Consider the following 19,876-nt stretch of genomic DNA (forward strand, 5'->3'; position numbering starts at 1 on the left):
CGAGGCAATAGTAAAGGATGAATCAATGGGTCAGTCTGTGGCGAATCTAGTCGATATGCGCGATGTCAGCTTTTCCCGAGGCGATCGCTGCATCTTTGATAATATTTCCCTGACGGTGCCGCGTGGTAAGGTGACGGCGATCATGGGGCCATCAGGCATCGGCAAAACGACGCTATTGCGTCTGATTGGCGGACAGATACCCCCGGATAAGGGCGAGATCCTGTTCGACGGCGAGAACGTTCCGGCCATGTCCCGTTCGCGTTTATTTACCGTGCGTAAACGCATGAGTATGTTGTTTCAGTCCGGCGCGCTGTTTACCGACATGAACGTGTTTGACAACGTCGCGTATCCGCTACGCGAGCATACGACGTTGCCTGCAGCGTTGCTGAAAAGCACGGTGATGATGAAGCTTGAAGCTGTTGGTCTGCGGGGCGCGGCAAAGTTAATGCCTTCTGAATTATCCGGTGGGATGGCACGGCGTGCCGCGTTAGCACGCGCCATCGCGCTGGAGCCTGACCTCATTATGTTTGACGAACCCTTCGTCGGCCAGGATCCCATTACCATGGGTGTGCTGGTGAAACTGATTTCGGAACTGAACAGTGCGCTGGGCGTCACCTGCGTGGTGGTGTCCCATGATGTGCCTGAGGTGCTGAGTATTGCAGATTACGCCTATATTATGGCGGACAAAAAAATAGTGGCCTACGGTAGTGCTCAGGCTCTGCAAGAAAACGCCGACCCGCGCGTACGTCAGTTCCTTGACGGTATTGCTGATGGGCCGGTTCCGTTCCGTTATCCGGCGGGCGACTACCACATCGATTTACTCAAAACAGGGAGTTAAGCCACCCATGTTGTTAAATGCGCTGGCATCACTCGGACATCGAGGGATTAAAACCCTCAGGACGTTCGGGCGAGCCGGATTAATGTTGTTCAATGCGGTTGTCGGCAAGCCGGAGTTTCGCAAACATGCGCCGCTGCTGATACGCCAGCTCTATAATGTCGGTGTCTTATCGATGCTGATCATTATTGTTTCTGGTGTGTTCATCGGTATGGTGCTGGGGTTGCAGGGATACCTGGTTCTGACGACCTACAGTGCGGAAACCAGCCTTGGCATGCTGGTGGCGCTGTCATTGTTACGTGAGCTGGGGCCGGTTGTTGCGGCGCTACTGTTTGCCGGGCGCGCCGGATCGGCCTTAACCGCAGAGATTGGCCTGATGCGGGCGACCGAGCAACTCTCCAGTCTGGAAATGATGGCCGTCGATCCGCTGCGTCGGGTGATCTCTCCGCGTTTTTGGGCCGGTGTCATTTCATTGCCGCTGTTGACGGTTATTTTTGTCGCGGTGGGGATCTGGGGCGGTTCGCTGGTTGGCGTTAGCTGGAAAGGTATTGATGCAGGCTTTTTCTGGTCGGCGATGCAAAATGCCGTCGACTGGCGTCTGGATCTGGTCAACTGTCTGATTAAGAGCGTGGTGTTCGCCATAACGGTCACCTGGATTGCATTGTTCAATGGTTATGATGCGATCCCGACCTCAGCCGGCATTAGCCGGGCAACGACACGCACCGTTGTGCACGCCTCTCTCGCCGTTCTGGGGCTGGATTTTGTGCTCACCGCACTGATGTTTGGGAATTGAGTTCATGCAAACGAAAAAAAATGAAATTTGGGTCGGGTTATTTCTGCTGATTGCGCTGCTGGCTGCGCTGTTTGTCTGCCTGAAGGCAGCGAATGTTACCTCAATGCGTACTGAGCCGACTTACACGATTTATGCGACTTTTGATAATATTGGCGGCCTGAAAGAACGCTCTCCGGTGCGGATCGGCGGGGTGGTGGTTGGACGCGTATCGGATATCTCGCTGGATCCGAAAACGTACCTGCCGCGCGTGACCCTGGAAATCGAATCGCGTTTTAACCATATTCCTGACACCAGCTCCCTGAGCATCCGTACTTCCGGCCTGCTGGGAGAGCAGTATCTGGCATTGAACGTCGGTTTTGAAGATCCTGAGCTGGGAACGTCTATCCTCAAAGATGGCGGTACGATTCAGGACACGAAATCCGCAATGGTGCTGGAAGACATGATTGGTCAGTTCCTTTACAACAGCAACAGTAAAGGTGATGACAATAAGAATTCTGGCGATGCGCCAGCCGCAACTGAAGGCAATAATGAAGCCACTACGCCTGCGGGCGCAACGAAATAATCTCAGGAGAATCGACGTATGTTTAAACGATTGATGATGGTGGCTATGCTGATCATTGCCCCCCTTAGCGCGGCAACCGCGGCGGATCAGACTAACCCGTACAAGTTGATGAATGAGGCGGCGCAGAAGACCTTTGACCGCCTGAAGAACGAGCAACCTAAAATCCGCGCAAACCCGGATTACCTGCGCGATGTTGTCGATCAGGAATTGTTGCCATACGTACAGGTTAAATATGCTGGTGCGCTGGTCCTGGGCCGCTACTACAAAGAAGCGACCCCGGCACAACGTGACGCCTATTTCGCCGCCTTTCGTGAATATCTGAAGCAGGCTTACGGTCAGGCGCTGGCAATGTACCACGGTCAGACCTATCAGATTGCCCCTGAGCAGCCGCTGGGTGATGCGACCATCGTGCCTATCCGCGTGACCATTATCGATCCGAATGGCCGTCCTCCGGTTCGTCTGGATTTCCAGTGGCGTAAAAACTCGCAAACCGGTAACTGGCAGGCGTATGACATGATCGCCGAAGGCGTCAGCATGATCACCACCAAACAGAATGAGTGGAGTGACCTGCTGCGTACCAAAGGTATCGATGGCCTGACAGCACAGCTGAAATCTATTTCTCAGCAGAAAATTACCCTGGAAGAGAAAAAATAATGACCCAGTCACTCACCTGGAAGCGTGAAGGTGACAAGCTGGTGCTGGCGGGAGAGCTGGATCAAGACGTGTTAAATCCATTATGGGATGCGCGAGTTGAGGCGATGCAAGGGGTAACCTGCATCGACCTGAACCAGGTTTCCCGGGTGGATACCGGTGGTCTGGCGTTACTGCTGCACTTGATTGATCAGGGCAAGCAGCAGGGGAACAGCGTTTCGCTCGCTGGTGTTAACGATAAAGTTTACACGCTGGCGCAGCTTTACAATCTGCCTGACGATGTCCTTCCGCGTTAATTTTTTCAGGCTGGATAAGGCCTTGTGCCTTCATCCAGCATCCCCATCATAAGGGATCTGCCATCAAAGCCTTGTCTGATTTATCAGCGAGGCTTTTTGCTTATTTATGACAGCGCCACTTTGCTCTAAGATGTTGGGCTGTTTTCACTATCTGACGAATGAAGAGCCCATGGAAAATAATGAAATTCAGAGCGTGCTGATGAATGCGCTCTCCCTCCAGGAAGTCCACGTTTCTGGCGACGGCAGTCACTTTCAGGTTATTGCCGTGGGTGAGATGTTTGAAGGCATGAGCCGGGTCAAGAAGCAGCAATCAGTCTATGGCCCGTTGATGGAGTACATTGCGGACAACCGCATTCATGCTTTGTCGATTAAAGCGTTTACCCCAGCGGAATGGGCGCGCGATCGCAAACTTAATGGTTTTTGAGCTACGGGTGATGTGCCGGTAGCGAAGATAAATTCTTAACAGAGAACAGAATAATGGATAAATTTCGTGTTCAGGGGCCAACGAAGCTCCAGGGCGAAGTCACAATTTCAGGCGCTAAAAACGCCGCACTGCCGATCCTGTTTGCGGCGCTGCTGGCGGAAGAACCTGTAGAGATCCAAAACGTCCCGAAACTGAAGGACGTTGACACTTCCATGAAGCTACTGAGCCAGTTGGGTGCGAAAGTTGAGCGTAATGGTTCCGTGCACATTGATGCGCGTGACGTTAACGTCTTCTGTGCACCGTATGATCTGGTGAAAACCATGCGTGCGTCTATCTGGGCGCTCGGACCGTTGGTTGCTCGCTTTGGCCAGGGGCAGGTTTCACTGCCGGGCGGTTGCACCATTGGCGCGCGTCCGGTTGACCTGCACATTACCGGTCTGGAGCAGTTAGGCGCGACGATCAAGCTGGAAGAAGGCTATGTGAAGGCGTCCGTTGATGGCCGTCTGAAAGGCGCGCATATCGTTATGGATAAGGTGAGCGTCGGCGCGACGGTCACTATTATGTGTGCGGCAACACTTGCTGAAGGCACCACCATTATTGAAAACGCCGCGCGCGAGCCGGAGATCGTCGATACCGCTAATTTCCTGATTGCGCTGGGTGCGAAGATCAGCGGCCAGGGTACCGATCGCATTACTATCGAAGGTGTTGAACGTCTCGGCGGTGGTGTTTATCGCGTTCTGCCTGACCGTATTGAAACCGGCACTTTCCTGGTTGCAGCAGCGATTTCTCGCGGCAAAATTATCTGCCGCAATGCGCAACCGGACACGCTGGATGCCGTCCTGGCGAAGCTGCGTGATGCGGGTGCGGATATCGAAGTCGGCGACGACTGGATAAGCCTCGACATGCACGGCAAGCGTCCGAAGGCGGTCAATATACGCACTGCGCCGCACCCGGCGTTCCCGACTGATATGCAGGCCCAGTTCACGCTGCTGAATCTGGTGGCAGAAGGAACAGGCTTCATCACGGAAACCGTGTTTGAAAACCGCTTCATGCACGTGCCTGAGCTGAGCCGTATGGGCGCTCACGCGGAAATCGAAAGCAACACTGTGATTTGCCACGGTGTGGAAACGCTCTCCGGCGCGCAAGTGATGGCGACCGATCTGCGTGCGTCAGCAAGCCTGGTGTTGGCGGGTTGTATTGCTGAAGGTACGACGGTGGTCGACCGTATTTATCACATCGATCGCGGCTATGAGCGCATCGAAGATAAACTGCGTGCGCTGGGCGCAAACATTGAGCGCGTGAAAGGCGAGTAATCGTCAACGCCTCTGGTAACCCCCTGGTCTTTGGGCCGGGGGTTACTGCTTAATGTTCATTCAGGATTCTTTTTCCCTCTCGGTCCCCTCATCATCCGTGTTCTGTCGATGAATTCATGCGTTTTTGCATCGTGGTAGCGCGACGGCCAGATCACCCAAGGGTCGGTTCCCAGCGCCCGGGCAATAATCAACTCTCCTTTCGGCCATGGCCGCGTTAACGCGTTCGCCAGCGTTGATGAACTCAAGCCATTTTTACGTGACTCAGCGGCCATTGAGGTGCCTTTTTTGCGCAGTCCGGCGATGATGTCGGCCGTATGCCAGTCAATCAGCTTGCTTTCCATAAATTCATCTCTCCTTTGGTTAATGACTTACGGTTTCACGATCGGTTGTGGCGACACTATAACGCTCCGAGAATAAATGTTCTAAAATGTTCATGTAAGGTGTGAGTATATTCAGATTATGCCAATATCTGGCTTGATAATCTGGAAAGCCGAAAGGATTTATTGGAATTTATAAGAGCATCCCGTGCGAGGCACGGGATGATGAGTGGCTGGGGGGAAGGTAATTAGCGGTCGCGCTGTACGGCGATATGCGCCAGACCAATCAGCGCTTCTCGCCATGGCGTGTCAGGCAGCACCTGCAACGCGGCGATGGCTTTATCGGCCTCTTCTTCCGCACGCTGTCGGGTCCACTCCAGAGAGCCACAGGCGTTCATCGCTTCCAGAACCGGCTCCAGAAGGTGACGACCGTTACCTTGTTCAATGGCCTGGCGGATCATCTGCGCCTGCTCCGGGGTGCCGTGGCGCATGGCATGCAGCAGCGGTAGCGTCGGCTTACCTTCGTTAAGGTCATCACCGACGTTTTTACCTAACTGCTCGCCATCTGCGCTGTAATCCAGTAAATCGTCAATTAACTGGAACGCAGTACCAAGATAACGACCATAATCCTGCAACCCTTTCTCTTGTTCTTCGCTGCAGCCAGCCAGAATACCTGAGCATTGGGCTGCGGCTTCAAACAAACGCGCCGTCTTGCTGTAGATGACGCGCATATAGTTTTCTTCGGTGATGTCCGGGTCGTTGACGTTCATCAACTGCAGAACTTCACCTTCTGCGATGACGTTAACCGCTTTTGACATGACTTCCAGTACTTTCAGCGAGCCGAGGCTGGTCATCATCTGAAATGCGCGGGTATAGATAAAATCGCCGACCAGCACGCTGGCCGCATTACCAAACGCCGCATTCGCTGTGGCTTTCCCGCGGCGCATGTCGGACTCATCCACAACATCGTCATGCAGGAGGGTCGCAGTGTGGATAAACTCGATGAGGGCTGCAATCGTAACGTGCGCATTTTCCTGGTAACCAACAGCACGTGCTGCAAGTACTGCGATCATTGGGCGAATGCGTTTTCCGCCGCCGCTCACGATGTAGTACCCTAACTGATTGATCAACTGGACGTCGGAATTGAGCTGTTCAAGGATTGTCGCATTGACCCCCGCCATATCTTGCGCGGTTAACTCATTGATTTTTTCTAAATTCATCGCAAAAGCCGGGCTTCTCGCCCCGATTACCTCACCGTATGGCAAGGTAACGTCGGGTTCAGGTTTATAAATATATGCTGATTGTACTGAAAAAACGCCGTAGATAAACGTTACCGTACGTGTTGTGTTTTTTTTCTTCATGTATTGACGGTAGCACTTGTCAAAGGCTCGCGTTTTGCGTAATATTCGCGCCCTATTGTGAATATTTATAGCGCACTCTGAATCATCAAAAAGGTGTGCGCGGAAGCGGAGTTTTTTATGTACGCGGTTTTCCAAAGTGGTGGTAAACAACACCGAGTAAGCGAAGGTCAGACCGTTCGCCTGGAAAAGCTGGACATCGCAACTGGCGAATCTGTTGAATTCGCTGAAGTTCTGATGATCGCAAACGGTGAAGAAGTCAAAATCGGCGTTCCTTTCGTTGATGGCGGCGTTATCAAAGCTGAAGTTGTTGCTCATGGTCGTGGCGAGAAAGTTAAAATCGTTAAGTTTCGTCGTCGTAAACACTACCGTAAGCAGCAGGGCCATCGTCAGTGGTTCACTGATGTGAAAATCACTGGCATCAGCGCTTAAGTTAAGGGGAGCAGATTAAATGGCACATAAAAAGGCTGGCGGCTCGACTCGTAACGGTCGCGATTCAGAAGCTAAACGTCTGGGCGTAAAACGCTTCGGCGGTGAAACAGTTCTGGCTGGTAGCATCATCGTTCGTCAACGTGGTACTAAATTCCACGCTGGCTCCAACGTTGGTTGCGGCAAAGACCACACTTTGTTTGCTAAAGCAGACGGTAAAGTGAAATTTGAAGTGAAAGGCCCGAAAAACCGTAAATTCATCAGCATCGTTGCTGAATAAGTTTTTCGCGTCCCGGTAACGGATAAAAGCCCCGCAACACGTTGCGGGGCTTTTTACATTCGACGGCCGGTAAATATGCTCGTCGCGCCGTGATAAACCGGAAACGAGCCCTTGCAGGGAATACGGCATGAAGCAGCAGGCAGGCATTGGTATTCTGTTAGCACTCACGACTGCAATATGTTGGGGCGCTTTGCCAATAGCAATGAAGCAAGTGCTGGAGGTGATGGAGCCTCCTACCGTGGTGTTCTACCGTTTTTTAATGGCAAGTATTGGCCTTGGCGCTATCCTTGCGGTTAAAAAAAAGCTCCCCCCATTGCGCATTTTTCGCAAAGCGCGTTGGTTGGTGCTGTTGGCAATAGCCACCGGTGGGCTGTTCGGTAACTTCATTCTGTTTAGTTCATCTTTGCAGTACTTGAGCCCAACGGCCTCGCAGGTTATCGGTCAGCTGTCACCCGTTGGTATGATGATCGCCAGCGTCTTTATCCTGAAAGAAAAGATGCGCGGCACGCAGGTGATTGGCGCCATTATGCTTCTGAGTGGCCTGGTTCTGTTTTTTAATACCAGTCTGATCGAAATTTTTACCCGACTCACCGATTACACTTGGGGCGTTATCTTTGGTGTCGGTGCGGCGATGGTCTGGGTGAGCTATGGGGTCGCGCAAAAGGTGTTATTGCGCCGTCTGGCGTCACCGCAGATCCTGTTTTTACTGTACACTTTATGTACGATCGCGTTGTTGCCGCTGGCTAAACCCGGTGTCATCACGCAGCTCAGCGACTGGCAGCTGGCCTGCCTGGTATTCTGCGGCCTGAATACGCTGGTAGGATACGGCGCTCTCGCGGAAGCGATGGCGCGCTGGCAGGCGGCGCAGGTAAGTGCCATTATTACGCTTACGCCGCTGTTTACGTTGTTATTTTCAGATTTATTATCACTGGCCTGGCCCGATTTCTTCGCCAGACCGATGCTAAACCTTTTAGGTTATCTCGGTGCGTTTATCGTGGTTGCGGGCGCGATGTATTCCGCCATTGGTCATCGAATTTGGGGCGGTTTACGTAAGCATGAAACGGTGGTTTCGCAACCCCGCTCAGGCGAATGATTTACGGAGAATAAAATGAAGTTTGTTGATGAAGCATCGATTCTGGTCGTTGCAGGTGATGGCGGTAATGGTTGCGTGAGCTTCCGCCGTGAAAAATATATTCCAAAAGGCGGCCCGGACGGCGGTGATGGCGGTGATGGCGGCGACGTATGGATGGAAGCCGACGAAAACCTGAACACGCTGATCGATTACCGTTTTGAAAAATCTTTCCGTGCGGAACGTGGTCAGAATGGCGCGAGCCGCGATTGCACCGGTAAACGCGGGAAAGACGTTACGATTAAAGTGCCTGTCGGTACGCGCGTTATCGATCAGGGCACCGGCGAAACCATGGGCGACATGACCAAGCATGGTCAGCGTCTGATGGTCGCTAAAGGCGGCTGGCACGGCCTGGGTAACACCCGTTTCAAATCCTCGGTCAACCGTACTCCGCGTCAGAAAACGATGGGGACACCGGGCGATAAGCGCGATCTGTTGCTGGAGCTGATGCTGCTGGCGGATGTAGGTATGTTGGGTATGCCAAATGCCGGTAAATCGACGTTTATCCGTGCGGTATCCGCGGCGAAGCCGAAAGTTGCCGATTATCCGTTCACCACCCTGGTACCAAGCCTGGGCGTGGTACGTATGGACAACGAAAAGAGCTTCGTAGTGGCCGACATTCCGGGGTTGATTGAAGGCGCGGCTGAAGGCGCGGGTCTGGGGATTCGCTTCCTGAAACACCTGGAACGCTGCCGCGTGTTGCTGCACCTCATCGATATCGATCCAATTGATGGCTCCGATCCGGTAGAGAACGCCCGTATCATTATTGGCGAACTGGAAAAATACAGTCAGGACCTGGCGTCTAAACCGCGCTGGTTAGTGTTCAACAAAATTGATTTGCTGGACAAGGCCGAAGCGGAAGAGAAAGCGAAAGCGATCGCCGAAGCGCTGGGCTGGGAAGGTAAATATTACCTGATCTCCGCCGCCAGCCAGTTGGGCGTGAAGGATCTGTGCTGGGTTGTGATGACCTTTATCATTGAGAACCCGATTGTTCAGGCTGAAGAAGCGAAACAGCCAGAGAAAGTTGAGTTCATGTGGGATGATTATCACCGCCAGCAGCTCGCTGAAGTCGAAGACGAAGCGGAAGATGACTGGGATGACGATTGGGACGAAGACGACGAAGAAGGCGTTGAGTTCATTTATAAGCGTTGATTTTGAGGGCTGGTTTACCAGCCCTTTTATTTATATATTCTGAAAAAAATATTAATGATGTTCCCGCATTAAACGACCAATTATAATTCCTCCTCATTTAGCGTGCATGTATGAGACGAGGTAATGCAATACTCATTTGTAGCAATTATTATATCACTGGCCTCAATGGTTTTGGCCGCCCTGATTTATAAAAGTAAAGGCTATAGGGCAATCTATTACGCCTCTCTTATTTTACTTGCTCAGTGCATTTCTTTATTTTTAAGCCTGTTTTGGTTAGGTTGTTATTACTTTACGGGCGAAGGGGTTAATGACGCTGTTATTTATACTTTGACCCGCTCGCTTTATGGCGCGGATTTTAAAGATTACGTCGCGCCTTTTGTCGTTGCTGTCTTGCTGATTGGACTGCTACTCTTTCTGAGCTGGCGATTCATGCAAGGTAAAAATGTTCAAAAAGAGAGAAAACATTACGCTTCGATAACCGCCGTATTGCTGACATTTTTTGCTGTTGGCATCTCTCCGGCATTATTACAATTCACTAATTATAACAAGCCGCCAGCAGAAGTAGATGGTTCCGATTTTTCGCGCTACTATATTACGCCAGATACCAGGATTAATAATCCAAAATATAATCTGGTATATATTTATGCAGAAAGCCTGGAAAGAACCTACTTTGATAAAGACACATTTCCTCAGTTGCTGCCTGATTTAACGGCGCTGAAACAAGATGGCCTGGATTTTAGCGGCACAGAACAGTATCCGGCGACGGATTTTACCATAGCAGGGATCGTGGCATCGCAGTGTGGTCTTCCGCTGTTTGCACCGACCGATTTAAGTGGCAAGAAAGCCAGTCTGGGCTTCTTTTCCTCTTCAGTCTGCCTTGGGGATATTTTGAAAAATTCAGGTTATGAAACCTGGTTTATGCAGGGCGCTGATTTACGTTTCGCCGATAAGGATATATTTTTTAAAACGCACGGCATTGACCATGCCTGGGGACTGGCGGAGTCTGGCCTTGAGAAGGATTTTTCCGCCCAGAATGCCTGGGGGCTATATGATGATATGCTGCTGGAAAAGGTCTGGCGCAAGTTTGAGCATTTGTCCCGGCAAAAAACGCCTTTTGCGTTATTCACGTTGACGCTGGATACCCATCCCCCTGAAGGTTATATCCCCACGAGCTGTCCTGTCAGCTATAAAAAAAATGGTAGCGAAGTCGATGCGTTAACCTCTGTGCTTTGTAGCCAAAGGGAAATCGCTAAATTCATTAGACGGATACAGGCTTCGCCCTGGGCCAGTAATACAATTATTGTTCTCTCATCCGATCATCTGGTAATGCAAAATATGACGGCTGCTGTGGATTATTTAAATAAAATGCCTCGTCGCAATTTATTTGTGGTTTTCAGAAATGGCGTGACGCCGAAAGTTATCGCCGATAAGCGAAGCACGTTAGATAATGGGGCAACGGTGCTTGAGCTGATGGGGGGCGATAATGCAATAGGCTTAGGGAGAAGTTCATTAAGTCAGCCTTCACTGGCAGCGGTTTTTGACGACTTTAAAAATAAGTTGTTAGCCTGGGGGCCTGCTATCCGCTCCCGTTGGGGAATTCCCGAGTCCATTAAAAATTTTACCGTTGATACCAGAAGAAAGTTGCTGCGTTTTGATAGTTTTGAATACCCTATTCCCGCCTTACTGGAAGTATCTCCGGGACGAGTCTGGCCGGTTGTCGACGACGGGAATGACGTGGGAATGTCTTTAAGGAATACCCTGGGATTTCTGCCTGAAGGCCATAAATTTATCTGGATAGATCAATGCCTGAGCATTGGCCCCGTATGGCAACCGGATTCTGCCGTCAATACTGGGTGGTGTGTTGCCTCTGGGAAAGCCGGTAGCGAGACTCACATCGAAAAAATAACGGCTGAAGATTATTCAGGCGGGATGAGTGAATTTCCGGGCAAAACGAATCATGAACGCTTTCAGCGTATCCAGGCGCGGTTATTACTTTCCGCAAAGGATGTCCGCTATCAGTCCGATCGCATACTGTTTGCGGCGGAAGGACTGCCTGCATTTGTGAAATCAATAACAGGAGTGGGGCATCCAGAATACTGGGGACGGTGGTCAGATGCGAACCTGTCACCCGCGGTGGCTATCACCTATAACCAACCACTGCCCGCGAAATTTGACGTTGAGATCAAGGCAAAAGCCTTTGGCAAAAATATTGGTGCACCGCTTCCCGTTTCCATCGGTTCCTGTACCCACTATCTCACCCTGCACGCAGAGGCGGAAACGGTGATATTACATATGACGAATCCTGACAGACTCGATACGCTAACGATTGTCCCCCCTTATCCGGAGTTGAGTAACGAGGGAAATTATATCGGTTTTCCTAAATCCGCTCCGCCAAGGAAGCTGGGGATTGGGTTAACCGAGCTGCGGATAATCCCGGTAAACGATTAGAAACGACGAGGGAGCGTTACCGCTCCCTGCATCCGCTTAGTTAGACTGATAAATATCTTTGTACAACCGACTCTCGAAGCGTACCAGCGGAATACGCCGATTACGTTGGTCAGCCGGCTGTACCGCATAGCCCGACAGATACTGCACAAATGCCATACGCTGACCGCTTGCCGTGGTGATGAAGCCTGCGAGGTTGTAGACGCCCTGTAGTGAGCCTGTCTTCGCCGATACTTTGCCATCCACGCCAGCCTGATGCAGGCCCGCACGGTATTGCAGGGAGCCGTCATGGCCCGCCAGCGGTAGCATAGTAATAAAGTTCAGCTCGTTATCGTGCTGAGCGATATATTGCAGCACCTGCATCATGGTTGCCGGGGAAATCAGGTTATGGCGGGAGAGACCAGAACCGTCGGCAATAATTGTGTTGCCAATATCGATGCCCGCCTGCTGACGCAAAATTTGGCGTACGGCATCGGAACCTGCCCGCCATGTGCCCGGGACGTTAAATCGTGCATGGCCAATCATGCGGAAAACGGTATCGGCGATCATGTTGTCCGATTTTTTCAGCATAATCTTAAGCAGGTCATGCAGCGGCGCTGACTGTTTGCTGGCAACCACGGTCCCCGGCTCGTTGACCTGCGTCTGGCGCAGCAGCGTGCCGCTGTAAGTGATACCCGCTTGTTTTAGCTCATCTTTGATAATCGCCCCGGCATAGCTGGCGCCATCCTGAATGGCGAACGCCAGCGGCAGCGGGTCGGCGCGTTGAGGTAGGCATCCGGTCAGCGTGAAGCGGTTGAGATCGCCTGGAACCACGTCCAGTTCACAATATTGCGCTTCGGCAGAGCCACGGGCGAGGGTTCGCACCTGGCTGAACATGGTGACCGGGTAGTAGGATGCCACGCGAATAAATGCCAGATCGTTCGGTTTTTGCGCGCTGTAGAGCGAAATCGAGAAACAGTTGCGATCGACAATGGCTGCGGCAGGCGGGGCGCTAAAACATTGCGTCATGTCGTTCCAGGGCCAACCGGGGGCTTTATCATGACTGGCGAAAATAGAGGTGTCGATCAGAACATTTCCGGCAATTTGCGTCACACCAGATTTTTTCAGAGTCGCTACCATATTGCGAATATCCTGGCGTTTTAGCGTCGGATCGGCGCCAAATCGCGCCACTAAGTCACCTTTCAAAACGCCGCCTTCCACGTTGCCTTTCGTCTCAAGCGTGGTGGTAAAACGGAAATCAGGCCCGAGCTGAATCAACGCCGCCAGCGCGGTGATCACTTTCTGGGTACTGGCGGGGAGCGCCATCTGCTGGCTATGAAAATCAATAGCGGGTGCAGATGCGCCAACCTTCTGTACCATAAGGGCGAGGTTGGCCCCGGCAGGAAGCTGGTTGATGTATTCGTCGACATTCGCAGCCTGAACGCTGAACGCTATACTGGCAGTCAATCCAATGGTAAATCTGGGAAATCGCATAATCTCGCGCTAACAACCTGGAAACAGGCCGTCATACTACGGCGCAACGCCCCAAAAAGTAAACGATGACCCATAGGGAACTCCAGGGTAAAATGATCATCAAATAGAGAATTGTAGCTGACCTGGGACCTTGAGCCCCGGGTCGGTATTTTTTTGCTTCTGACTCTGGCATGGCGTATGCCAGGGTGGGCTTAGCAGCCGGGGTGAGAAGCATCGCCCCCTACAGGAATGTTCAAGAGGTATAACAAATGCAAGCTATCCCGATGACCTTACGTGGTGCTGAAAAACTGCGCGAAGAGCTGGATTTTCTGAAATCTGTGCGCCGTCCTGAAATTATCGCCGCTATCGCGGAAGCGCGTGAGCACGGTGACCTGAAAGAGAACGCGGAGTATCACGCGGCTCGCGAACAGCAGGGATTCTGCGAAGGACGCATTAAAGATATCGAAGCTAAACTGTCCAATGCGCAGGTGATTGACGTCACTAAAATGCCGAACAATGGCCGTGTTGTTTTCGGCGCGACGGTTACCGTTCTGAATCTCGATAATGACGAAGAGCAAACCTGGCGTATTGTCGGCGATGATGAAGCTGATTTTAAACAGAACCTGATTTCAGTGAACTCGCCTATTGCTCGTGGCCTGATTGGCAAAGAGCAGGATGACGTCGTCGTTATCAAAACGCCGGGCGGTGAAGTTGAATATGAAGTAACGAAGGTCGAATACCTGTAATTCGCATCTTGGTTAAGATGTTGATACATTGTAAAGAAAGGAAAAAGGCCGCATAGCGGCCTTTTATCAACGAAGAGAGCGTGGCATTTTGCTCTCCTGCTAGCGGAAAACCCCGCGTTTTACACAAACTTCGTGTGCGACTTTGGGATATTCTTAGCGTGGCAGCGAGATTTTACGTTCTTTAGTCGGGCGATACAGTACCAGCGTTTTGCCGATGACCTGTACATTGCAGGCGCCGGTTTCGCGTACGATAGCTTCCACGATCAAGGTTTTGGTATCGCGGTCTTCCGAGGCGATTTTCACCTTGATAAGTTCATGGTGCTCTAACGCTTGTTCAATCTCGGCCAGTACCCCTTCGGTCAAACCATTATTGCCAAGCATAACTACCGGCTTGAGCGGATGTGCCAGACCTTTCAGGTGCTGTTTTTGTTTAGTACTCAGATTCATCGTATATTTTTGCTTACGTTGGGATTGAAAACGGGTCATTCTACCGCCATCTCCCATATATCACCAAATAGCTGTGTAGAAATTTACACCATTGGTTACGATGAACTGCCCTTTGGGAATGTGAAATGACAGGTAAAAAGCGTTCTGCCAGCTCGAGTCGCTGGCTTCAGGAACACTTTAGCGATAAATATGTTCAACAGGCGCAGAAAAAGGGGTTACGTTCCCGTGCCTGGTTTAAACTTGATGAAATACAGCAAAGTGACAAAATTTTTAAACCGGGGATGACGATTGTTGATCTCGGCGCTGCACCGGGTGGCTGGTCGCAATATGCGGTTACGCAGATCGGCAACAGCGGCCGCATTATCGCTTGCGATCTTTTACCTATGGATCCAATCGTTGGTGTGGACTTCCTTCAGGGCGACTTTCGTGATGAATTAGTCCTGCAAGCGTTACTTGAACGCGTAGGTGACAGTAAAGTACAAGTTGTCATGTCTGATATGGCACCAAATATGTGTGGAACACCGGCGGTGGATATTCCCCGGGCCATGTATCTGGTAGAGCTGGCGCTTGGAATGGCTCGAGATGTTTTAGCGCCAGGTGGTAGTTTTGTAGTGAAGGTGTTCCAGGGCGAAGGCTTCGATGAGTATCTAAGAGAGATTCGCTCCCTGTTTACGAAGGTCAAAGTTCGTAAGCCGGACTCTTCTCGCGCCCGTTCGCGTGAAGTGTATATTGTAGCGACCGGGCGTAAACCATAACCGGTAGATTTCAAACGAAAGTTTGAAAGAAACTGGATATAGAGTATCCTGACGCTGTTTTTAACACAGTTGTAATATGAGGTTAATCCCTTGAGTGACATGGCGAAAAACCTAATTCTCTGGCTGGTCATTGCCGTTGTGCTGATGTCAGTATTCCAGAGCTTTGGGCCCAGCGAGTCTAATGGCCGTAAGGTTGATTACTCTACCTTCCTGCAAGAGGTCAATCAGGACCAGGTTCGTGAAGCGAAGATCAACGGACGTGAGATTAACGTTACCAAGAAAGATAGTAACCGTTACACGACCTACATTCCGGTTAACGATCCGAAGCTGCTTGATAACCTGCTGACCAAAAACGTCAAGGTTGTCGGCGAGCCGCCTGAAGAGCCGAGCCTGCTGGCTTCTATCTTCATTTCCTGGTTCCCAATGCTGCTGCTGATTGGTGTCTGGATCTTCTTCATGCGTCAAATGCAGGGCGGTGGTGGCAAAGGCGCCATGTCGTTCGGTAAGAGCAAAGCGCGCATGCTGACGGAAGATCAGATCAAAACCACGTTTGCTGACGTTGCGGGTTGTGACGAAGCGAAGGAAGAGGTTGCTGAGCTGGTTGAATACCTGCGCGAACCGAGCCGTTTCCAGAAGTTGGGCGGTAAAATCCCGAAAGGCGTCCTGATGGTCGGTCCTCCGGGTACCGGTAAAACCCTGCTGGCGAAAGCTATCGCCGGTGAAGCGAAGGTTCCATTCTTTACAATTTCCGGTTCTGATTTCGTGGAAATGTTCGTGGGTGTGGGTGCATCTCGTGTGCGTGACATGTTCGAACAGGCCAAAAAAGCGGCACCGTGCATCATCTTCATCGATGAAATCGACGCCGTAGGCCGTCAGCGTGGCGCTGGTCTGGGCGGTGGTCACGATGAACGTGAGCAGACCCTGAACCAGATGCTGGTTGAGATGGACGGCTTCGAAGGTAACGAAGGTATTATCGTTATCGCGGCAACTAACCGTCCGGACGTTCTTGACCCTGCGCTGCTGCGTCCAGGCCGTTTCGACCGTCAGGTTGTGGTTGGTCTGCCGGACGTTCGCGGTCGTGAACAGATCCTGAAAGTGCATATGCGTCGCGTACCGCTGTCTCCGGATATCGATGCGGCAATCATTGCGCGTGGTACGCCTGGCTTCTCCGGTGCTGACCTCGCGAACCTGGTGAACGAAGCGGCGCTGTTTGCTGCTCGCGGCAACAAGCGCGTCGTGTCGATGGTTGAGTTCGAGAAAGCGAAAGACAAAATCATGATGGGTGCGGAACGTCGTTCCATGGTGATGACGGAAGCGCAGAAAGAATCTACCGCGTATCACGAAGCTGGCCACGCGATTATCGGTCGCCTGGTACCGGAACACGATCCGGTACACAAAGTAACGATTATCCCGCGCGGTCGTGCGCTGGGTGTGACCTTCTTCCTGCCTGAAGGCGACGCAATTAGCGCCAGCCGTCAGAAGCTGGAAAGCCAGATCTCCACGCTGTACGGCGGTCGTCTGGCGGAAGAGATCATCTACGGTGCTGAACATGTTTCTACCGGTGCGTCGAACGACATCAAAGTCGCGACTAACCTGGCGCGTAACATGGTTACTCAGTGGGGCTTCTCCGATAAACTCGGTCCGCTGCTGTACGCTGAAGAAGAAGGCGAAGTATTCCTGGGACGTTCTGTTGCGAAAGCTAAACATATGTCCGATGAAACGGCTCGCATCATCGATCAGGAAGTTAAGCTGTTGATTGAGCGTAACTATGACCGTGCGCGTCGTCTGCTGAACGAAAACATGGACATTCTGCACTCGATGAAAGATGCGCTCATGAAATATGAGACCATCGATGCGCCGCAGATTGATGATCTGATGGCTCGCCGCGATGTGCGTCCGCCAGCGGGTTGGGAAGAACCGGGTTCTTCTAACAACAACTCTGGCAGCACCGGCAAGCCGAGCGCGCCGCGTCCGGTTGATGAACCGCGTGCGCCGGACTCTGGCACCATGTCAGAGCAACTGGGCGACAAATAAGTTATCGTTGATGATGACCGTGTTTTAATTGAAAACCCTGGGGCTTGCTCCGGGGTTTTTCTTATCTGCATACTCAAGATTTTTACCAGGGATAAAACTATGAAACTCTTTGCTCAGGGTTCTTCACTGGATCTCAGCCATCCTCACGTCATGGGGATTTTAAACGTTACGCCAGATTCTTTTTCCGATGGCGGGGCGCACAACTCTCTGGTTGAGGCGGTAAAACACGCAAATCTGATGATTAACGCTGGGGCGACTATCATTGATGTGGGGGGGGAGTCCACGCGTCCTGGCGCTGCTGATGTGAGCGTAGAAGAAGAGCTGCAGCGAGTGATCCCTGTGGTGGAGGCGATTGCTCAACGTTTTGAAGTATGGATTTCCGTCGATACCTCAAAACCCGAAGTGATTCGCGAATGCGCGCGGGTCGGCGCACATATCATTAATGACATTCGTTCACTCTCGGAGCCCGGGGCGTTGGAAGCCGCCGCGGAAACCGGGCTGCCGGTTTGTTTGATGCATATGCAGGGGCAACCGAAAACTATGCAGGAAGCGCCAAAGTACGAGGATGTGTTCGCTGAGGTAAATCGTTACTTTGTTGAGCAAATAGCACGTTGTGAACGAGCCGGAATCACAAAAGATAAATTGTTGCTCGACCCGGGATTCGGATTCGGTAAAAATCTCACCCACAACTACACATTACTGGCACGCCTGGCTGAGTTTCATCATTTTGAGCTGCCGCTGCTGGTTGGAATGTCACGAAAATCAATGGTTGGTCAACTGCTGAATGTGGGGCCATCCGAACGCCTGAACGGTAGTCTTGCGTGCGCGGTGATTGCCGCAATGCAGGGGGCGCAGATCGTTCGTGTCCATGACGTCAAAGAAACCGTAGAAGCGATGCGTGTGGTGGAAGCCACATTGTCTGCAAAGGAAAACAAACGCTATGAGTAATCGTAAATATTTTGGCACTGATGGGATCCGTGGCCGCGTAGGCGACTCCCCAATTACCCCTGACTTTGTGCTCAAACTGGGGTGGGCGGCAGGAAAAGTGCTGGCACGTCATGGTTCACGAAAAATTATCATCGGTAAAGATACGCGTATTTCTGGCTATATGCTGGAGTCTGCGCTGGAAGCGGGCCTGGCTGCCGCAGGTCTTTCTGCCTCTTTCACTGGCCCAATGCCAACACCTGCCGTTGCTTATCTGACGCGTGCTTTCCGTGCGGAAGCAGGGATTGTTATCTCCGCTTCGCACAACCCGTACTATGACAACGGGATCAAATTTTTCTCTATCGACGGCACCAAACTGCCGGATGCGGTTGAAGAAGCCATAGAAGCCGAGATGGAAAAAGCAATCACCTGTGTGGACTCGGCTGAATTGGGTAAAGCCACCCGTATTGTCGATGCCGCCGGTCGCTATATCGAGTTTTGCAAAGGCACCTTCCCGAATGAACTGAGCCTGAGCGAGCTTAAAATTGTGGTGGATTGCGCTAACGGTGCGACGTATCACATTGCGCCAAACGTACTGCGTGAGCTCGGCGCCAATGTTATTGCCATCGGTTGTGAGCCAAACGGCGTTAACATCAATGAAGAAGTCGGCGCTACCGACGTCCGCGCCCTGCAGGCGCGCGTGATCGCGGAAAAAGCCGATCTGGGTATCGCGTTGGACGGTGACGGCGACCGCGTGATCATGGTCGACCACGAAGGCAATAAGGTCGACGGTGACCAAATCATGTATATCATCGCCCGTGAAGCGCTGCGTCAGGGGCAACTACGCGGTGGCGCGGTAGGTACGCTGATGAGCAACATGGGCCTTGAGTTGGCGTTGAAACAGTTGGGCATTCCGTTTGCCCGTGCGAAAGTCGGTGACCGCTATGTCCTGGAAAAAATGCAGGAAAAAGGCTGGAGTATCGGTGCGGAAAACTCAGGCCATGTGATCCTGTTGGATAAAACCACCACCGGTGACGGTATCGTGGCAGGTCTGCAGGTGTTGACCGCGATGGTGCGCAATCATATGAGTTTGCACGACCTGTGCAGCGGCATGAAAATGTTCCCGCAGCTGCTGGTTAACGTACGTTACACCGCAGGTAGCGGCGATCCGCTGGAAAATGACAATGTGAAAGCGGTGATGGCAGATGTTGAAGCGGCGCTGGGTAATCGTGGACGCGTCCTGCTGCGTAAGTCTGGCACTGAACCATTAATTCGTGTGATGGTTGAAGGTGAAGACGAGGCACAGGTATCTGAGTTCGCCCATCGTATTGCAGATGCAGTGAAAGCGGTTTAATACATAGCTATAGGGGTTAGTTTTACCTCTATTAAAGAACGTTATAATTTGTTATCAGACGCCCGGTTAATTTAACCGGGCATTTTTTTCATTCTCATGCCAGAGTAACAGGAATGACAGTATTATCGGTATTGTTTTATCGATAAGGGCTTAATAAATAAGGAAGAAGAGAAATTTATC

At 51.7% G+C, this 19,876-nt stretch carries 21 protein-coding genes; 17 read left to right on the forward strand and 4 right to left on the reverse strand.

From position 1 onward, the window contains the following. Nucleotides 1–25 precede the first annotated feature (25 nt). The 7 genes from mlaF to murA all read left to right on the forward strand — a co-directional run bounded on the left by mlaF (nucleotide 26) and on the right by murA (nucleotide 4,874). On the forward strand, nucleotides 26–838 hold the full coding sequence (gene mlaF, locus OOJ59_RS12450) for a phospholipid ABC transporter ATP-binding protein MlaF (protein WP_038634255.1): 813 nt from the start codon (nucleotides 26–28) through the stop codon (nucleotides 836–838). A gap of 7 nt (nucleotides 839–845) precedes the next feature. Then, nucleotides 846–1,628, forward strand: a complete 783-nt coding sequence (mlaE, locus tag OOJ59_RS12455; protein ID WP_085048643.1) for a lipid asymmetry maintenance ABC transporter permease subunit MlaE — start codon at nucleotides 846–848, stop codon at nucleotides 1,626–1,628. Nucleotides 1,629–1,632: 4 nt separating this feature from the next. After that, on the forward strand, nucleotides 1,633–2,190 hold the full coding sequence (mlaD, locus tag OOJ59_RS12460; protein WP_038642894.1) for an outer membrane lipid asymmetry maintenance protein MlaD: 558 nt from the start codon (nucleotides 1,633–1,635) through the stop codon (nucleotides 2,188–2,190). Between the two features lie 18 nt (nucleotides 2,191–2,208). Next, nucleotides 2,209–2,844 carry a phospholipid-binding protein MlaC gene (mlaC, locus tag OOJ59_RS12465; RefSeq protein ID WP_038634253.1) on the forward strand — a complete coding sequence of 212 codons (636 nt, stop codon included), beginning with the start codon at nucleotides 2,209–2,211 and terminating at the stop codon, nucleotides 2,842–2,844. Next, nucleotides 2,844–3,137 carry a lipid asymmetry maintenance protein MlaB gene (gene mlaB, locus OOJ59_RS12470; protein WP_038634251.1) on the forward strand — a complete coding sequence of 98 codons (294 nt, stop codon included), beginning with the start codon at nucleotides 2,844–2,846 and terminating at the stop codon, nucleotides 3,135–3,137. Before mlaC ends, mlaB begins: the two co-directional genes overlap by 1 nt. Nucleotides 3,138–3,306: 169 nt before the next feature. Next, entirely contained in the window at nucleotides 3,307–3,561 is a 255-nt protein-coding gene (ibaG, locus tag OOJ59_RS12475) for a BolA family iron metabolism protein IbaG (protein ID WP_032940719.1), read from the forward strand. Nucleotides 3,562–3,614: 53 nt separating this feature from the next. Next, nucleotides 3,615–4,874, forward strand: a complete 1,260-nt coding sequence (gene murA, locus OOJ59_RS12480; protein WP_160955901.1) for a UDP-N-acetylglucosamine 1-carboxyvinyltransferase — start codon at nucleotides 3,615–3,617, stop codon at nucleotides 4,872–4,874. Nucleotides 4,875–4,930: 56 nt separating this feature from the next. Here the strand turns inward: murA and sfsB are convergent, their stop codons facing one another. Both sfsB and ispB read right to left on the reverse strand, forming a co-directional pair. After that, nucleotides 4,931–5,215, reverse strand: a complete 285-nt coding sequence (gene sfsB / locus OOJ59_RS12485) for a DNA-binding transcriptional regulator SfsB (RefSeq protein WP_038634246.1) — start codon at nucleotides 5,213–5,215, stop codon at nucleotides 4,931–4,933. A 224-nt stretch (nucleotides 5,216–5,439) separates the two neighbouring features. Further along, nucleotides 5,440–6,411, reverse strand: coding sequence for an octaprenyl diphosphate synthase (gene ispB / locus OOJ59_RS12490; RefSeq protein WP_003025033.1), 972 nt, complete (start codon nucleotides 6,409–6,411; stop codon nucleotides 5,440–5,442). Nucleotides 6,412–6,669: 258 nt separating this feature from the next. Here ispB and rplU point away from each other — a divergent pair, with 258 nt between their 5' ends. The 5 genes from rplU (at nucleotide 6,670) to opgB (ending at nucleotide 11,987) form a co-directional block, all read left to right on the forward strand. Beyond that, the gene (gene rplU / locus OOJ59_RS12495; protein ID WP_003025032.1) at nucleotides 6,670–6,981 is read left to right on the forward strand and encodes a 50S ribosomal protein L21; all 312 of its coding nucleotides are present in this window, start codon (nucleotides 6,670–6,672) and stop codon (nucleotides 6,979–6,981) included. Between the two features lie 19 nt (nucleotides 6,982–7,000). Further along, nucleotides 7,001–7,258, forward strand: a complete 258-nt coding sequence (rpmA, locus tag OOJ59_RS12500) for a 50S ribosomal protein L27 (protein WP_003025030.1) — start codon at nucleotides 7,001–7,003, stop codon at nucleotides 7,256–7,258. Nucleotides 7,259–7,385: 127 nt separating this feature from the next. Then, on the forward strand, nucleotides 7,386–8,351 hold the full coding sequence (locus OOJ59_RS12505; protein WP_006687874.1) for a DMT family transporter: 966 nt from the start codon (nucleotides 7,386–7,388) through the stop codon (nucleotides 8,349–8,351). Between the two features lie 15 nt (nucleotides 8,352–8,366). Next, nucleotides 8,367–9,539: an Obg family GTPase CgtA gene (cgtA, locus tag OOJ59_RS12510; RefSeq protein WP_268063406.1), complete on the forward strand. Its 1,173-nt coding sequence runs from the start codon at nucleotides 8,367–8,369 to the stop codon at nucleotides 9,537–9,539. Between the two features lie 123 nt (nucleotides 9,540–9,662). Further along, the gene (gene opgB / locus OOJ59_RS12515; RefSeq protein ID WP_159121498.1) at nucleotides 9,663–11,987 is read left to right on the forward strand and encodes a phosphatidylglycerol--membrane-oligosaccharide glycerophosphotransferase; all 2,325 of its coding nucleotides are present in this window, start codon (nucleotides 9,663–9,665) and stop codon (nucleotides 11,985–11,987) included. A gap of 36 nt (nucleotides 11,988–12,023) precedes the next feature. Here opgB and dacB read toward each other — a convergent pair whose 3' ends face one another. Further along, entirely contained in the window at nucleotides 12,024–13,457 is a 1,434-nt protein-coding gene (gene dacB, locus OOJ59_RS12520) for a serine-type D-Ala-D-Ala carboxypeptidase (RefSeq protein ID WP_085048645.1), read from the reverse strand. A 248-nt stretch (nucleotides 13,458–13,705) separates the two neighbouring features. Between dacB and greA the strand changes: the two genes are divergently transcribed. Further along, a complete protein-coding gene (greA, locus tag OOJ59_RS12525; protein ID WP_003025019.1) occupies nucleotides 13,706–14,182 on the forward strand; it encodes a transcription elongation factor GreA in 477 nt (158 codons plus the stop codon). 153 nt (nucleotides 14,183–14,335) lie between these two features. Here the strand turns inward: greA and yhbY are convergent, their stop codons facing one another. Next, nucleotides 14,336–14,629, reverse strand: a complete 294-nt coding sequence (gene yhbY, locus OOJ59_RS12530) for a ribosome assembly RNA-binding protein YhbY (RefSeq protein ID WP_003025016.1) — start codon at nucleotides 14,627–14,629, stop codon at nucleotides 14,336–14,338. A 125-nt stretch (nucleotides 14,630–14,754) separates the two neighbouring features. On the opposite strand from yhbY, the gene rlmE reads away from it, so the two are divergent. The 4 genes from rlmE (at nucleotide 14,755) to glmM (ending at nucleotide 19,696) form a co-directional block, all read left to right on the forward strand. Further along, nucleotides 14,755–15,384: a 23S rRNA (uridine(2552)-2'-O)-methyltransferase RlmE gene (rlmE, locus tag OOJ59_RS12535; RefSeq protein ID WP_006687879.1), complete on the forward strand. Its 630-nt coding sequence runs from the start codon at nucleotides 14,755–14,757 to the stop codon at nucleotides 15,382–15,384. A gap of 99 nt (nucleotides 15,385–15,483) precedes the next feature. After that, nucleotides 15,484–17,418 carry an ATP-dependent zinc metalloprotease FtsH gene (gene ftsH / locus OOJ59_RS12540; protein WP_003025013.1) on the forward strand — a complete coding sequence of 645 codons (1,935 nt, stop codon included), beginning with the start codon at nucleotides 15,484–15,486 and terminating at the stop codon, nucleotides 17,416–17,418. Nucleotides 17,419–17,517: 99 nt separating this feature from the next. After that, complete coding sequence (folP, locus tag OOJ59_RS12545) at nucleotides 17,518–18,366, forward strand: dihydropteroate synthase (protein ID WP_038634231.1); 849 nt, start codon at nucleotides 17,518–17,520, stop codon at nucleotides 18,364–18,366. Continuing rightward, on the forward strand, nucleotides 18,359–19,696 hold the full coding sequence (glmM, locus tag OOJ59_RS12550; protein ID WP_038634228.1) for a phosphoglucosamine mutase: 1,338 nt from the start codon (nucleotides 18,359–18,361) through the stop codon (nucleotides 19,694–19,696). The genes folP and glmM overlap by 8 nt, the downstream gene beginning before the upstream one ends. The last annotated feature ends 180 nt before the right edge of the window (nucleotides 19,697–19,876 follow it).

The sequence above is a fragment of the Citrobacter sp. W9 genome, from assembly GCF_026719375.1.
GTDB classification, from domain to species: Bacteria; Pseudomonadota; Gammaproteobacteria; order Enterobacterales; family Enterobacteriaceae; genus Citrobacter; species Citrobacter werkmanii.